The sequence below is a fragment of the Caballeronia sordidicola genome (genome assembly GCF_002220365.1).
GTDB classification, from domain to species: domain Bacteria; phylum Pseudomonadota; class Gammaproteobacteria; order Burkholderiales; family Burkholderiaceae; genus Caballeronia; species Caballeronia sordidicola_C.
In genome coordinates this window covers 1-15,573 of record NZ_MTHB01000138.1, presented here as the reverse complement: position 1 = coordinate 15,573, position 15,573 = coordinate 1, and the positions used below count along the sequence as shown (strand labels likewise).

14 protein-coding genes and 1 pseudogene are annotated in these 15,573 nt (G+C 60.9%); 6 read left to right on the top strand and 9 right to left on the bottom strand.

Annotated elements, in window-relative coordinates; genetic code table 11:
- Together BSU04_RS49165 and BSU04_RS22045 are read right to left on the bottom strand one after the other, a co-directional pair.
- Nucleotides 1-143 (bottom strand): annotated as a pseudogene (locus BSU04_RS49165) (ISL3 family transposase); the annotation flags it as partial.
- 285 nt (nucleotides 144-428) lie between these two features.
- Nucleotides 429-1,349, bottom strand: a complete 921-nt coding sequence (locus tag BSU04_RS22045) for a LysR family transcriptional regulator (RefSeq protein WP_089162601.1) — start codon at nucleotides 1,347-1,349, stop codon at nucleotides 429-431.
- Nucleotides 1,350-1,471: 122 nt separating this feature from the next.
- Here BSU04_RS22045 and BSU04_RS22040 point away from each other — a divergent pair, with 122 nt between their 5' ends.
- Nucleotides 1,472-2,401, top strand: a complete 930-nt coding sequence (locus BSU04_RS22040) for a DMT family transporter (RefSeq protein WP_089162600.1) — start codon at nucleotides 1,472-1,474, stop codon at nucleotides 2,399-2,401.
- Nucleotides 2,402-2,413: 12 nt separating this feature from the next.
- Here BSU04_RS22040 and BSU04_RS22035 read toward each other — a convergent pair whose 3' ends face one another.
- Entirely contained in the window at nucleotides 2,414-3,901 is a 1,488-nt protein-coding gene (locus BSU04_RS22035) for a mannitol dehydrogenase family protein (protein WP_089162599.1), read from the bottom strand.
- 95 nt (nucleotides 3,902-3,996) lie between these two features.
- On the opposite strand from BSU04_RS22035, the gene manD reads away from it, so the two are divergent.
- The 5 genes from manD to BSU04_RS22010 all read left to right on the top strand — a co-directional run bounded on the left by manD (nucleotide 3,997) and on the right by BSU04_RS22010 (nucleotide 10,071).
- Complete coding sequence (gene manD / locus BSU04_RS22030) at nucleotides 3,997-5,205, top strand: D-mannonate dehydratase ManD (protein WP_089162598.1); 1,209 nt, start codon at nucleotides 3,997-3,999, stop codon at nucleotides 5,203-5,205.
- A gap of 61 nt (nucleotides 5,206-5,266) precedes the next feature.
- Nucleotides 5,267-6,637 (top strand): MFS transporter, encoded by a 1,371-nt coding sequence (locus tag BSU04_RS22025; protein ID WP_089162597.1) that lies wholly within the window; start codon nucleotides 5,267-5,269, stop codon nucleotides 6,635-6,637.
- A 45-nt stretch (nucleotides 6,638-6,682) separates the two neighbouring features.
- Nucleotides 6,683-7,720: an L-idonate 5-dehydrogenase gene (locus BSU04_RS22020; protein ID WP_089162596.1), complete on the top strand. Its 1,038-nt coding sequence runs from the start codon at nucleotides 6,683-6,685 to the stop codon at nucleotides 7,718-7,720.
- Between the two features lie 61 nt (nucleotides 7,721-7,781).
- Nucleotides 7,782-9,080 (top strand): MFS transporter, encoded by a 1,299-nt coding sequence (locus BSU04_RS22015; protein ID WP_089162595.1) that lies wholly within the window; start codon nucleotides 7,782-7,784, stop codon nucleotides 9,078-9,080.
- A gap of 121 nt (nucleotides 9,081-9,201) precedes the next feature.
- Nucleotides 9,202-10,071, top strand: a complete 870-nt coding sequence (locus tag BSU04_RS22010) for a GntR family transcriptional regulator (RefSeq protein WP_089162594.1) — start codon at nucleotides 9,202-9,204, stop codon at nucleotides 10,069-10,071.
- 28 nt (nucleotides 10,072-10,099) lie between these two features.
- On the opposite strand, the gene BSU04_RS22005 is transcribed toward BSU04_RS22010, so the two are convergent.
- From BSU04_RS22005 to BSU04_RS21980, 6 genes are read right to left on the bottom strand one after another with little or no spacing between them, the layout of a single operon-like run.
- Nucleotides 10,100-10,384: a cupin domain-containing protein gene (locus BSU04_RS22005; RefSeq protein ID WP_089162593.1), complete on the bottom strand. Its 285-nt coding sequence runs from the start codon at nucleotides 10,382-10,384 to the stop codon at nucleotides 10,100-10,102.
- 26 nt (nucleotides 10,385-10,410) lie between these two features.
- Nucleotides 10,411-11,592 (bottom strand): amidase, encoded by a 1,182-nt coding sequence (locus BSU04_RS22000; protein WP_089162592.1) that lies wholly within the window; start codon nucleotides 11,590-11,592, stop codon nucleotides 10,411-10,413.
- 7 nt (nucleotides 11,593-11,599) lie between these two features.
- Complete coding sequence (locus BSU04_RS21995) at nucleotides 11,600-12,622, bottom strand: ABC transporter ATP-binding protein (RefSeq protein ID WP_179258394.1); 1,023 nt, start codon at nucleotides 12,620-12,622, stop codon at nucleotides 11,600-11,602.
- Entirely contained in the window at nucleotides 12,622-13,683 is a 1,062-nt protein-coding gene (locus tag BSU04_RS21990; protein WP_256983184.1) for an ABC transporter ATP-binding protein, read from the bottom strand. Before BSU04_RS21990 ends, BSU04_RS21995 begins: the two co-directional genes overlap by 1 nt.
- The gene (locus BSU04_RS21985; protein ID WP_373452851.1) at nucleotides 13,683-14,525 is read right to left on the bottom strand and encodes an ABC transporter permease; all 843 of its coding nucleotides are present in this window, start codon (nucleotides 14,523-14,525) and stop codon (nucleotides 13,683-13,685) included. The genes BSU04_RS21990 and BSU04_RS21985 overlap by 1 nt, the downstream gene beginning before the upstream one ends.
- 57 nt (nucleotides 14,526-14,582) lie before the next feature.
- Nucleotides 14,583-15,536: an ABC transporter permease gene (locus BSU04_RS21980; protein ID WP_089162602.1), complete on the bottom strand. Its 954-nt coding sequence runs from the start codon at nucleotides 15,534-15,536 to the stop codon at nucleotides 14,583-14,585.
- Between the last annotated feature and the right edge of the window lie 37 nt (nucleotides 15,537-15,573).

The window sequence follows — 15,573 nt, the reverse complement described above, 5'->3', positions numbered from 1 at the left end:
GCTGGACACGGTAACTTTTTCGCGTCGCAGGACACTTCGAAATCGATCCGGCGCTTGGTTGTATCGAGCTCAACTCTGGATACCATCCACGGAGCTTGCAGACCCAACGCGGAAGTAAACAGGGTTTCAACGGCAACACTCACAGACGATTCCTCGATTCAGATAAGGGCGACTACTGCCTACCATCACTTCTTCGCAACCCGTCGACATGGCCGTCGGCTTACAAAGAATCTGATGGGAAACAGCGGAGGCCATTATGGTACTTGATGTCAAGTTCCACTCAAAACGTCCTTGGGCCCCTGCCCACACCTTGTGTTTCGCATGAGATGGTCCCGTTCAATGAATTGTTCGGGCGGCTCGACTTCCAGCATGGGCTACCGAGCCTAAGAACGCATGCTTGAGCGTTTGAGCAACGCGCCAAGCCAATGTCACTTGCTGTCGTGTATATGCTCGACCAGATAGTCGATCAACGCCCGCACCTTGGGTGGCAGAAAACGATTCGGCGGATACAGCAACCATACCGATCCCACATAAGCCAGCGCTTCCAGATCCCAGTCGGCCAGCACTCGTATGAGTTCGCCACTCTCCAACGCTCCGGTAGCGGTGAATTCCGGCAGGCTTGCAATGCCGAAATCCTGCTGCGCCGCTTCGAGTCGCGCGCCTGCATGATTCGCTATGTATCGCCCGCTCACTTCCACGGTCTGCGTCTGCGTGCCACGCCGAAAACGCCAGCGGTTGTCGTCGGTGGTTTCGCCCAGATAGAGGCAGTCGTGCTGCGCGAGATCGCGCGGGTGCTTGGGCGTGCCGCGCGCCCTCAGATACGCTGGCGATGCACACAATACCCAGCGCACCGATCCAAGCCGTCGTCCCGCCAGACCAGGCGGTGGACGATCTGTTAGCCGGATGACGAGATCGAGATCGTTCTCGAGCGGATCGACGTCATGATCTGCGTAAAGCAACTGGAGATCGACCGCCTCATACGCGCGCAGAAAACCCGGCACGAGCGGATGAATCACCGTTTTCGCAAAGGCCGTGGGCGCGCTCACACTGACTTTTCCCTGTGGCCGGCCGACCAGTGACCCAGCTGCATCCACGGCGCCCGACGCCGCGCTCACCATGTCGCGACAGAATCGAACGACCTGCTCGCCCGATTCGGTCACCTTCACCTTGCGTGTCGATCGCTCGAGCAGCCGCGTGGCCAGCGCTTCTTCGAGACGCTTGATCTGGCGGCTAACCGTTGACGGCGTGCTGCCAAGCTGGCGCGCGGCCACCGAAAAGTTGCCGGCATCGACGACCCGGGCGAATACCGCCATGTCGGGAAGCAAAGCAAAAAGTTCTGTTGGATTCATCTGACCATCGCGAGTGGAGCGCGGGATTAATGCATCTGCGACATAAAGGCTTTGCGCACGGACCCGATTATCGTCGCATGTGCAAAGCTCGACAATACGGACTTATCTCCTGAGATCCGACTATGTCCAAGCAAGACCGCCTGCTCTTACTGTCCGACCTGATGTTGCTCGTGGTCGCGGTGGTCTGGGGCACCAGTTATGGAATCGTCAAGAGCGCGCTTGTGTTCTATCCGGTTCTGGGCCTGCTGACGCTGCGATTCGGCATGACGTTCGTCATGTTGTCGCCTGCATTGCGAAGCTTGCGTCATGCCGACGCGCGCACGCTGCGCGGCGTATTTATCGCAGGCTTGCTGTTGTTGGGCATTTTCTTGAGCGAAACGTTTGGCGTGCTGCTCACGCGCGCCGCCAATGCGGCGTTCCTGATCAGCCTGTGCGTGGTGCTGACGCCGCTGGTCGAGTGGATGCTGCTCAAGCGCCGGCCTGGGAAGATTGAATGGGCAGCGGTTGTGCTCTCGCTGTTGGGCGCATGGCTGCTTGCCGGTGACGGCGCGGTCGTGTTGAATCGAGGCGATGCGCTCATCCTGCTGGCCGCCTTGCTGCGCGCGCTGAATGTTTGTGTGACGAAACGCGTGTTGCGTGACTCGATGCTGCCGCCTTTGTCAGTGACCGCCGTGCAGTCGGGCGTGGTCGCGTTCGGCAGCGCTGCGGTGGCGCTCGTGTTTGCGCCGCAGCAGTGGCAGCATGTTCCGTCGTTCGCTGGGCATGAGCCGTTTTGGGGCAGCGTGTTTTATCTGGTTTTTGCGTGCACGCTGTTCGCATTCTTCGCACAGAACTATGCAATCAAGCGCAGCAGTCCAACCCGTGTTTCATTGCTGATGGGCAGCGAACCCGCGTTCGGCGCGTTGTTCGCCTGGTTTTGGCTGGGCGAGAAGATATCGCTTGTTGCATGGGTCGGCGGCGGTTTGATTGTCATGGCGTCCATGCTGGCGACGGTGCGCTGGCGCAAGGCGGTAACGGTGAGCGTCCCTCGTGTTTCAGAGGTTCTGCCCTGACGTAGACCTGGTCTAAAAGGCGTTTAGGTTAGCGTTTTCGATTGCTGCTCTCGTTCCGCCCTTCAACTGCGTGACCGCTTGAATCAGCGCGCGCCGGAACACCTCGTTCGAAGCGAGTTCGGGACTAAATACATCGCGACAACCGAGCATCGAGCTGACAAGACTTTCCGGCGCATCTCCCGCGTTAGTCGCCAGCGCGCTCAGGCGCGAGGCCAGCGGATCGTTTATAGCGAAAGTCGTTCCGTCGTCGGCGCGTCCGCGCAAGAAAACGAACCACGCTGCGACGCCAAGCGACAGCCGGGAAATCGATTGGTCCAGCTCCAAACGCGCCGCAATGGTCGCGAGAAGGCGCGGCGGAATTTTCTGACTGCCGTCCATCGCGATCTGCGCGCAGCGATGTTTGAGCGCCGGGTTCGCATAACGTTCGAGCAGTGCATCGCGATATGCCATCAGGTCGAACGACGCCGGAACACCCAAGGTCGGTGCGATCTCGTGTGTCATCATCGAATGGATCAGCGTGCGCAGCGGCGCGAACGACATTGCTTCATCTATGGTCGCGAACCCCGCCAGCATCGACAAGTAAGCGAGCGTCGAATGTGTGCCGTTCAGCATGCGCAGCTTGGCGAGTTCGAACGGCATCACGTCATCCACGAGTTGCGCACCCACGTGTTCCCATGCGGGTCGTCCGGCAGGGAAGCGGTCTTCGATCACCCATTGACGAAACGGCTCGCACGGGACCGGCGCTTCGTCGCTAAGCCCAAGCGCAGCGGCGGCGGCATCACGGTCGGCGTCCGTAGTGGAAGGGACGATGCGATCCACCATCGTTGAAGGGAACGCGACTTCGCGGTCGATCCAGATGGCCAGCGCTTCATCGAGCGCGCGAGCGTGAGAGCAGACCATCTGGCGCAATGCTGCGCCGTTGTGCGAGAGGTTGTCGCAAGAAAGTACGGTGAACGGTGCGATGCCTGCATCACGCCGTGTCTTCAATGCGGCGACGAGGATGCCCGGTACCGTGCCGGGCTCGCCCGGATGCTCCAGGTCATGTGCGATGCCGGGATGGCTGAGGTCGACGTCGCCCGTCTTCGTATCGCGGCAATAGCCTTTCTCCGTGACCGTCAGCGAGACGATCCGCACATTCGCGTCGGCGAGCAGGTCGAACAGGCGCGCGCGGTCATGCGGCAGCGCGAGCACTTCACGCAGCGCGCGAATGACGCTTACTTCCACACCCTGCGGCCCGCGTTCCACCACGCTATATAAGCCATCCTGCGCCATCAGCGCATCGCGCTTCGTCACGTCGCCTTGAAGCGTGACCCCACAGATCGCCCAGTCGCCACCCTCGGCAAGCATGGCCTCTTCCGTATAAACCGCTTCGTGCGCCCGATGAAAATTCCCGATACCCAGATGAACGATGCCAATGCGCGGATCGCGCCACTCGGGCGCCAGCAGATGATCCTCGATTAACGGAAGCGCTGTGCGGCAAAGCAGGGATTTATCGGACATTTTAAATAGCCTGGAGCGGGAAAACCCGTGGTTGACGATTAAGTCTACTTGTATGGTAGCATCAATTCCGTTGATCGCATCTCAAGGAAATCCCCATGAAAATCGTCCGCGCCGACGTCATCGTCAGTTGTCCAGGGCGCAACTTCGTCACATTGAAAGTGGTGACCGACGAGGGGGTGTACGGCATTGGCGACGCCACCCTGAATGGCCGCGAACTCGCGGTGGCCTCTTATCTGGAAGACCACGTGTGTCCGCTGCTGATCGGTCGCGATCCGGGGCGCATCGAAGACATCTGGCAATTTTTATACAAAGGCGCGTACTGGCGGCGTGGTCCGGTGACCATGACCGCTATCGCCGCGGTGGACGTGGCGCTGTGGGACATCCTGGGCAAGGTCGCAAATATGCCTTTGTACAAGCTGCTCGGCGGCGCGTCGCGTGAGAGCGTGATGATCTATGGGCACGCGACCGGACGCGACATTCCTGAAGCCCTCGACCGCTATGCAGAGCATGTAGAGGAGGGATATCAGGCTATCCGCATTCAATGCGGCGTGCCCGACATGCGCTCCGTGTACGGGGTATCGAAGGGAACGGGCATGTACGAGCCTGCAACCAAGGGCGCGGTGGAGGAGCAAACCTGGTCGTCGGAAAAGTATCTCGACTTCGTGCCGACACTCTTCGAAGCGGTGCGCGACAAGTTCGGATTCGATACCCATCTGCTACACGATGTGCATCACCGTCTCACGCCTATTGAATCAGCACGCCTGGGTAAATCGGTCGAGCCATATCGGTTGTTCTGGATGGAAGACCCAACGCCCGCTGAGAATCAGGCTGGTTTTCGCCTGATTCGCCAACACACGGTGACGCCGATCGCGGTGGGCGAAGTATTCAACAGCATCTGGGATTGCAAGCAGCTGATTGAAGAGCAGTTGATCGACTACATTCGCGCCACGCTCACGCATGCGGGCGGTATCACGCACCTGAAGCGCATTGCGGATTTTGCGTCGCTTTATCAGGTTCGTACGGGTTGCCACGGGCCGTCGGATCTGTCGCCGGTCTGCATGGGTGCGGCGCTCCATTTCGACCTATGGGTGCCGAATTTCGGCGTGCAGGAATACATGGGTTTCCCGAAAGAAGCGCTCGATGTTTTTCCGCATGCGTGGACGTTCGACCGGGGCACGATGCATCCGGGCGAGGCGCCCGGTCACGGCGTGGATATCGACGAAGAACTTGCGGCGCGATATCCCTACGACCCGGCTTACCTGCCGGTCGCGCGACTCGAAGACGGCACGCTCTGGAACTGGTGAGCGGCGGTGCTCAGTAGAACCGCTCGGCAGAACCGCTCGGCAGAACAACAAGGAGACACGAATGGCAGATCAGAACAGCAGCGCTATGTTGCGCCGCGTAGCCTTTGCATCGACGATAGGCACTGCTGCCGAGTACTACGATTTCTTCGTCTACGGCACCGCGGCGGTGCTCGTGTTCGGCACAAAATTTTTCCCCAGCAGCGACCCGTTGATCGGCACGCTTGCTGCGTTCGCGACCTATGCGGTTGGCTTTATCGCGCGGCCACTGGGCGGCATCGTATTCGGGCATTTCGGCGATCGCATTGGCCGCAAGAAGGCGCTGATCGTCACCATACTGATAGTAGGCCTTGGTACGTTCCTGATTGGTCTGCTGCCTGACTATGCGCAGATCGGCATCTGGGCGCCGGCTGCATTGATCCTGATTCGTGTGCTGCAAGGTTTCGGTGTTGGCGGAGAACAGGCGGGCGCGGTGCTGCTGACAGCCGAATATGCGCCGCCGCTGAAGCGGGGATTCTTCGCCAGCCTTGTCCAGCTCGGCGCACCCGCCGGGTTCCTGATTCCGGCCGGTATTTTCGCCATCCTCACTGCAACGCTCACGCACGAGCAACTGCTCGACTGGGGTTGGCGGTTGCCGTTCCTCGGCAGCATTGTGCTGGTCGTGGTTGGCCTGTATATCCGGTTGCGCACGGAAGAGTCGCCGGTCTTCGCGGAGATGCGCAAGACGCAGGCGGTCGAGTCGCGGCCGGTCGTGGAAGTCGTCCGGCAATTCGGGCCCACGATCCTGAAGGGTGTCGGCGCGAAGCTGATCGAAGCCTGCACGTTCGCGATGTACACGATGATCGTGCTGGCCTACGGCCGCGTGCACGGTATCAGTGAGAGCCTGCTACTGCAGACGATCATCGTCTCGGTCACGCTCGAGCTGATAGCGATTCCGCTCGCCGGTGCGCTGTCGGATCGGATCGGTCGCCGCGCTACGTTTATGGCTGGCAGCCTGCTGCAGGTTCTGCTGGTCGTGCCGCTGTTTCATGCCCTCGACAGTGGCAGTCGCCTGGCGATCCAGACAGTGATGATTCTCGCGATTACGGTCGGCCACAGTCTTTGCTATGCCCCGCAGGCGTCGCTCTTTCCCGAACTCTTTCCGGCGCGTGTGCGTTGTAGCGGCATCGCGCTGATCTGGCAGATCGGCTCGCTGATCGGCAGTGGCGTACTGGGACTTGTCGCGGTGAAGATGCTTCAGATGACGGGCGGCAGTTCCGCTGGGCTGATCGTCTACGTGATGGCACTGGGCATTGTTTCCACGCTGTGTATTTATCTTTTGCCCGAAACCGCGCCTTTGCGACGCGGTGGCGATCTCCACGACTGGGGCACGCCGTCACTCGCCAAGTCTTCCCGCGAATCGCATTCATCCCCTGTTTTCGCGGCGCGCCGATAGCCAAGCGCTGTGCTTGGGCGCGCACACTATTCAACGGAGCTTCTCATGCTTGCAGCCGTCCTTTACGAAGCGAAACGCCTGCGTATCGACGAAGTCGATGCGCCTCAACCACAGCCGGGTCAGGTTCAGATCCGAGTGCGCGCAGGCGGTATCTGCGGGTCAGACCTGTCGTATTACTTCAAGGGCAAGAGCGGTGATTTCGCGGTCCGGGAACCGTTCGTCCTCGGTCATGAAGTCGCGGGTGAAATCGCCGCGCTCGGCGAGGGCGTGAGCGGTTTGCGCGTTGGCCAGCGTGTTGCCGTGAACCCGGGTCTGAATTGCGGGGAGTGCCGGTTTTGTGTGAAGGGCATGAGCAACCATTGCCTGAACATGCGCTTCATGGGCAGCGCCTCGACGTTCCCTCACATGCAGGGCATGTTCCGCCAATACATTGCGGTTGCTGCCCGCCAATGCGTGCCTGTGCCCGATGCACTCGATTTCGCGCAGGCGTCGATGGCCGAACCGCTCGCCGTTGCATTGCACGCGCTGCGGCATGCGGGATCGCTCGTGGGCGCCCAGGTCCTGGTAATCGGCTGCGGACCTATCGGCTGCATTTTGCTAACGGTCGCGCGGCGTGCCGGAGCGCATCGTCTTGTAGCGCTCGACCTCGCCGACAAAGCGTTGCAGATGGCCGCCACGCTGGGTGCCGATCAGACCGTGCTCGCCACCGACCAGGCACAGGTCGAAGCGTGGTCACAGTCGCGCGGTACCTTTGACGTAGTGATCGAGGCATCCGGTAGCCCTGCCGGACTCGACACCGCGCTTCGCGCCGCGCGTGCGGGGGCTACGGTGATCCAGGTGGGCAACCTGCCGGCGGGGCAGTCGCCGGTCGCGGCCAATCTCGTGATGGCTAAGGAATTGCGTTATCAGGGATCGTTCCGCTTTACTGATGAATACGCGGTCGCCGCCGAAGAAATCGCCACCGGCAAGATCGATCTGAGCCCGTTGATGACGCATGTCTTTCCGCTCGCGGAGGCGAACCGTGCGTTCGAAGTGGCGCATGACCGCAACCAGTCGATGAAGGTGCATTTGCAGTTCGACTGAATCCCTATTCCCGCATTGCCCGAACGCCCGAGCACAAAGAGGCGTATTCCAGGAGACATTCATGTTCAGAAGCCAGCGCTGGTTCGTGGTCGGTTTGCTGTTTCTCGCCGGCGTGATCAACTATCTCGATCGCGCAGCACTCTCGATCGCGGCCCCCTTGATCCAGAAGGATCTGGATTTTTCGCATGCGCAGATGGGCATTGTGTTCAGCAGCTTTTTCATTGGCTACGCGTTGTTCAATTTTGTCGGCGGCGTGCTGTCGGACAAGATCGGGGCAAAGAAAGTGTTCGGCGCGTCAATGGGCATCTGGTCGCTATTCTGCGGGGCGACGGCGCTGGCAAGCAGCCTTGTTTCGTTGATCGTGTTGCGGGTTTTGTTCGGCATGGGTGAGGGGCCATTCAGTTCATCGAACAGCAAGATGGTCAACAACTGGTTTCCTCGCCGCGAGGTGGCCAGCGCCATTGGTGTGATCAGTTCAGGTACGCCGTTGGGCGGCGCGCTTGCGGGACCGGTCGTTGGCTACATGGCGATCCGCTTTGGCTGGCGCTGGGCGTTTGTCGCGATCATGGTGCTCGGTCTGGCATGGCTCGTGGTGTGGACCTTGACCACGACTGAACAGCCGCAGCAGGACAAGCGCGTGAAAGCCCAGGAGCTTGCGTTGATTGTCGCCGGCCAGCAGCAGGCCTCGTCGATGGAGCATGCGCCCGAAGGTGAAAAGGTGGGGCTGAAGTACTACCTGAAGCAACCAATCATTCTCGCCACTGCCTTCGCGTTTTTCTCCTACAACTATGTGCTGTTCTTCTTTCTGTCATGGTTCCCCACGTACCTGACGGAAGCACATCACATGTCGCTTCATGACATGAGCATTGCGACTGTGATTCCGTGGTTGCTCGGCAGTATTGGCTTGGCCGCTGGCGGCTTCGTCACGGATCTGATCTTGCGGATCACCGGTCAACCATTGCTCGCGCGGCGGATCGTTTTATCGGCATGCCTCGGGGTAGCAGCCGTATGTGTTGGATTTGCCGGAAGGGTGGAAAGCATGGAGGGCGCGGTCGCGCTGATGTCCGTCTCGATCTTCTTCCTCTATGTCACGGGCGCAGTCTATTGGGCCGTGATCCAGGACACCGTCCGACGTGAGAATGTAGGGGGCGTAGGCGGCTTCGTACACCTGCTGGCGAACCTCGCTGGGGTGATCGGGCCTGCGGTGACGGGCTTTATCGTGCAAGCGACGCACGGTGCATATGGGAGCGCGTTCGTGCTCGCGGGTGCCATCGCGGTGCTGGGATCGCTTTGCTCGCTGATCTGGATTCGCGAACCGCGCGGAGGCAAGCTTAAGGCGCGGCGTGCACTGGTATTGTAGGCCCGCTTCGCGTTCCGCCGACACTCAGATCCGCCACTACGGCGTGGTAGTATGGTAGATGACAAGATGAAGTCCAGGCCTTATCTTTGTCCTCTCTTTACTCTTCGTTCAGGTGTGGGTCATGGTCACGAAAAACGTCTTGCCGAGTCCGTTGCGACCTGACGCGTCCTCGTCAAACGGCGTCGATCGCAATGCAAGCGCGTCGTCTTCCGCGCCGTCGGCCGCATCCACTCGTGGCCGTGGCCGTTCAACTGAACCGCGCGTGGCGCTGCCGAACCTGCGTGCTCAGCTTCGCGTCGAATCGCACGAACCCATTGGCAAGCAAATTTTTCGTGCCCTTCGCGAAGCCATTTTTTCGGGTGCGCTGGTGCCCGGCACGCCGCTGTCGGAGACCGAAGTTTCAGAAATGTTCCAGGTCTCCCGGCAACCGGTGCGTGAAGCGTTTATCAAGCTTGTAGAGTCGGGTGTGCTGCAGGTGCTGCCGCAAAGAGGAACCTTCGTCAAGAAGATCTCACCGCGACGCGTTCGCGAAGGCAGGTTCATCCGGGAAGCGATCGAGGCCGCGGTGGCCCGCAAGGCGGCGCTTGAAATCACAGCAGAGCAACTCGCTGACCTCGCTGAAAATCTACGTGATCAGAAGACCGCTGCGAAGGTGAACGACACCACGTCGTTTCTTGCGCTCGATGAGCGCTTCCATTTCCTGATAGCGCAATCTATTGATTGCGTCGCGGCATGGGACACCATTCAAGACATCAAGGCGCAGATGGATCGCGTGCGTTATCTGAGCTTGCCGGAAGTTTCACCGCTTGAATTGCTGATCAAGCAGCATGCACGGATTTTGAGTGCACTGAAAGCGCATGATGCCAATGGCGCCGAAGAAGCCATGCGTGCCCATCTGCGCGAGATTCTGGTCTCGCTAAAACCGGTTGCCGAGCGCAATCCGGATTGGTTTGAACCGGATGAAGGCGAGCGCGTCCACCTCGCTAATTAGCATGCCGGCACCGCGCTCCGCTCTGCCCTTAGACGATCTCGATTTCGACGAACACAACTTCGTGGTCGCTCGCATTGACGACGTTGTGTTCAACGCCCTTCAAGCCGGCATAACTCTGCCCGGCGTGCAGTTCGGAAACCCGATTGCCTGTTTTAGTTTCCAGCAGCAGCTCTCCGTTGGTCTGCGGAACGACAATGTAGTCGTGCCCATGAACATGCCAGCCGGTCTCGGCGCCCGGTGCGAATCGCCACTCGGTGACTATCACGCGATCGTTTGATACCTGTTGCGTAGGGACTGCCGGTGTGCGGGTCATGCGGGTTCCTCCTATGTTGGACGGCTTCAGGCCATCAGCATGCGGCCCAGTTCGATCAATCCTTTGTCGCTGCCGGGCGGCCCGATCAGGGACAAGCCCAGCGGTACGCCGTCTATCTGCATCAACGGCAGCGAGAGCTGAGGGCATCCGCCGAGTCCCGCGACGCACAGCATCCTGATCGCCTGGTTACGGTACGACTCCAGCGCTTCGTCCGTGTCCGTCAGCAGTGGGGCAACGTCGGGCATCGTGGGCATGAGAATAATGCGCCCGCCGTCTAGCAGGCTCAACAAGTTTGCACGGAAGCGCTCGCGTACGCGTTCACTGTCCTCGTTCTGGGCCGGCGTGACCGTACGTGACCAAGCGAAGCGTTCGCGCACGCCCGGGCCGAGCTGGAAGTCGAAACGCTCGATCGATTCACCCTGACTTTGCCAAGCCTGAAATCCCTGAGCGTAACGAAATGCCCAGTAGAGCGCGTCGGTTGCGGGCGTCATGATGTCGACGCTTTCTATCGAGCTGAAGCACACCTTGACGCGCTCGAGTGTCGCGAAGAAAACCTTCACCACCGGCTCCGGCAGTCCGGCCAATACCTCGCGCGGCAAACATGCTTGAGGCATTGATGCGAGCGTCTTTGTATCTTCGCCGAGCAACACGTCGCCCACGCGTGCAAATGTATCGATGTCGCGAGTGAACCATCCACAGGTGTCGAAGCCCGGTGACAATGGCATGCAGCCGTCGAGCGACACGCGTGCGTGGGTTGGTCGCAAGCCGATCAGCCCGCAATGGCTTGCCGGCGCGCGCACGGAGCCGCCGGTGTCGGTGCCGAGCGAAAAATCGCACAGTCCATTCGATACCGCCGACGCCGACCCCGAACTCGAGCCGCCGGTCACACGGTCCGGCGCAGCGCCATTGCGCGGTGCGCCGAAGTGCGCGTTCTTGCCGGTCATCGAGAACGCGAGTTCTTCCGTATAGGTCTTGCCCGCGAACGCGGCGCCGGCCGCGAGCAGGGCATCGACAACCGGCGCGTTGGCCGTCTTGATGCCGGACATGGCCAGCATGTGCGGGTTGCCGCAGCCGGTCGGGTACCCGGTCACATCGAAGATGTCCTTTACGCCGAACGTCAGGCCCGCGAGCGGGCCGCTCGCGGCGTGGGGCACTGGATGATCGGGGTAGGGTACGAAAGCGCGATACGAGGCATTATTGGGTGTCATGTCGTTGTTAGTGGGTGGGGGCAGTTTCGATTTTCGATTGCAGCATGGCGATTTCGTCAACCCGGATGCAGCGGGCCGAATGCGCGTTACCGACCAGGCGTTCTTCAGGCTGTGTCTGCAAGCAGCGGTCGATTGCATGCGAGCAGCGCGGTGCGAACGCGCAACCGGGCGGCAGCGCGGAAAGGTCGGGCGGTGCACCACCGATCGTTTCCAGCCGGATGCCTTTTTTCATGGTGCCTTGCGTGCGGCCTTTGAGCAGCGCGATGGTGTAGGGATGCCTCGGTTCGGTCAGCAGCGCGAGTGCCGGCCCCTGCTCGACGATCCGGCCCGCGTACATCACCGCGATGCGATCTGCGACTTCGGTCGCAGCGCCTATGTCGTGGGTGACGAAGACAATCGACAGGCCGAGTTCCTGCTGCAAGTCGCGCAGAAGCAGCAGGATCTGGATCTGCACGGTCGCGTCGAGCGCGGTAGTCGGCTCGTCGGCGAGCAGGACACGCGGTTCGCACGACAACGCAAGCGCGATCATCGCACGCTGGCGCATACCGCCCGACATCTCGTGCGGATACGCATCCAGCCGACGTTCAGGGCTTGGAATACGGACCTTTTCGAATAGCGCCAACGCTCGCTTGCGGGCTTCAGCCTTGGACACTCCCTGATGCCGCCGGACCATCTCTGCAATCTGCGCACCGAGTGTGTAGACCGGATCGAGAGCGAGCAACGGTTCCTGGAAGATCATCGATACAACCTTGCCGCGCAAACCCGAAAGCTGCCGGCGCGAGAGCTTTAGTACGTCATGGCCTTCGACGTCGAGTCCACCCTCCATTTGCGTAGTCTTCTCCGAATGCAGTCGCATGATCGCGCGCAGCGTGACGCTCTTGCCCGAACCGGATTCGCCAAGCAGGGCGACCACCTCGCCGCGTCCCACTTCCAGGTCGACGCCGTTGACTGCGTGGATCGTCCGGCCGGGTGTGATAAAGCGGACCTTCAGGTCGCGCAGGCTGATGCTGACCTCCTGCTTCTTGTTCATCACGCGAGCTCCTGCGCAGCTGCAATCGAAATTGGAACGTAGCCGCTGTCCGGCTCGTATTCGAGGCACGTCACTTGTCCTCCTCCAACCGTGGAGACGGCCGGTCCACGTTTGCTGCAGACATCCTGTGCTTGCGGACAACGCGTGTGAAAGCGGCAGCCACTGGGTGGATCGATCGGATTGGGCGGATCGCCAAAGAGCGGGGCGACGCTCGTGCGGCGCGTTGGATCGACGCTCGGCATGGAGTTGAGCAAGGCCCGCGTGTACGGATGCAGCGCATGCGCGAACACGTCCTCCGCCGTGCCGATTTCCACGATCTCGCCAAGGTACATCACCACCAGCCGGTCCGAGATGTAGCGCACCACGTTCAGGTCGTGACTGATGAAGACATAGGTCAGTCCGAATTCCGCCTTGAGGTCGGCGAGCAGATTCAGCACCTGGGCTTCGACGGACTTATCGAGAGCTGACACAGCTTCATCAAGAATCACGAGGCGCGGGCCAAGCGCCAACGCGCGTGCAATATTCACGCGCTGTCGCTGACCGCCGGAGAGTTCGTGCGGGTAACGTCCCGCGAACCTGATGGGATCGAGCCCGACACGCGCGAGCAGGTCGCGTCCGCGAGCGATTGCGTCTTTCGGCGAAACGCCGTGAACCGTCGCGCCGAACGCGACTGAGTCTTCGATCGTCATGCGTGGATTGAGCGACGAGAAGCTGTCCTGGAACACCATCTGCACCTGACGGCGAAACTCGCGCAGAGGCAGGGCGCGGGAGCCGACCGTTTCGCCGTCGAAGATAAGTTCGCCGCTATCCTGCTGCAGCAGTTGCATCATCAGCCGCGCCATGGTGGACTTGCCGCAGCCCGATTCGCCGACCACGCCAAGCGTCTCACCCTTCAATACGTCGAACGAGATGTTGTCGACGGCGCGCACCACGTTGCGCGCGTCCTTCAGAAACGGCAGCCCTTTGTTGCCGAGCGGAAAATGCCGGACCACATTCTTGACGCTCAGCAAAGGCTGGGCCGGGCCGCCGATGTCACGGTCGTCTGTCATGAGCGCGGCCATTACTTGATCTCCATCGCGGCGCGCAGGCCGTCGGACAGCACGTTGAAAGCAATGGAGGTCGCGAAGATAAACACGCCCGGCAGCGCCGCGAGCCAGGGCTGCACATAGATTGCCGTACGCAAGGTATTGAGCATCAGGCCCCACTCGGGGTTCGGCGGCGTAACACCCAGGCCGAGGAACGAGAGACCGGAGGCGAGGATCATGGAGACGGAAATGAGGCTGGTGGAGAACACGAAGATCGGGCCGATCACGTTGCCGAGCACATGCACTCGCACGATGGTCAAAGCGCTTGCGCCCGACGCGCGCGCAGCATCCACGAAATCACTGCGGCGGACTTGCGTGGTCACGCTCTCGGCAATTCGCGCGATCTGCGGGATGAACACTACAGTCAGCGATACCAGCGCGTTGCCAATTCCTGTACCCAATGCACCCGATAACGCGATGGCGAGCAGCACCGACGGAAACGCGTAAAGCACGTCGATTGTGCGCATTACCAGCGCGTTGAGCACACCGCCTGCGTAACCCGCCATGATCCCGATCGCCCCGCCAATACCGAACGCGAGCAGGACCGGTGTCACGCCCATGAAGAGCGACAGGCGAGCGCCGAGGATCAGGCGGGACAGCATGTCGCGGCCGAGTTCGTCGGTGCCGAGCAAATAGCCGGGCGTGCCGATCGGCTTTAGTCGATTGAACATGGACGCGGCGAACGGATCGGCCGGCATCAGCAGCGGCGCGGCAACCGCCATGATCAGCAAGATGAGGATCACGGTGGCGCCGAGCATCGCCTGGGGGTTGCGGACCAGGCGGCGCAGCACGTTTGCTCCGTGCCCTCGCGAACGCAACGGCGTGGCAAGGGGCTTGGCGGTGTCGCCGGTGGTGGTGATAGTCGTGGTCACGGCTCAGCCCCTTTCAATACGCGGATCGAATACGGTTTGAAGGATGTCAACCAGGAGATTCAGGATGACGAAGAACAGTGCGAGCACCAGGATCGTGCCTTGCAGCAGCGGCAGATCTCGTTGGAAGATCGCCGCATTGAGCAGGAAACCCGTGCCAGGCCACGAGAACACAGTCTCGATCAGGATCGATCCACCGAGCAGATAACCGAGTTGCAGGCCCATCACGGCTAGGGCGGTCGGCGCGCAGTTCTTCAGCACATGGCGGAACAAGGCGAACTCGCTCAAGCCCCGCGCCCTCAATCCGACCATGAATTCCTGCGACAGCGTATCGGCCACCAGCGCGCGGACCGTGCGCGCGATGATACCCATGGGGATGAATGACATGGTGACGGCAGGCAGGACGAGGTACTGGAAGTGCGCCCAGTCCCAATGCCAGTCGTCGGAACCATCCGGCCCCGCACCGGTGGCGGGCAGCCACATCAGCTTCACCGAGAACACGATCACGAGGACCATGCCCAGCCAGTAATGCGGCACGCTCACGCCGGTCACCGAGACGAGCGAGGCCGCGCGGTCAATCCACGAGCCGCGCATGTAGCCGGCTACAAAACCGAACAGCGCGCCGAATGCAAAGCCAATCAGCGTGGCAAGCGCCGCGATCATCATGGTATTGCCGACTGCCTTGATCACTTCGCCTGCGACGGGTCGGCCGGTGGCGATCGAGGTACCGAGGTCGCCGTGCAGTGCGCGCCAGACCCAGCTGAAGAACTGCACCGGCAGCGGACGGTTGAAGCCGTAGAGTTCCATCAATTGCTTCTGCAGGTCAGCCGATGCATCGGGTGGCAAGATGGAAACCAACGGGTCGCCCGGCGCGATATGAACCAGCATGAAGCAGAGGAACGCAACGCCCAGCATGATCGGCAGCGCATAGAGCGCGCGCCGGAGAAGATAGGAAAGCATGAGGTGAAGCCCGGTTGCCGTGGCTTGGGCGCGGAGC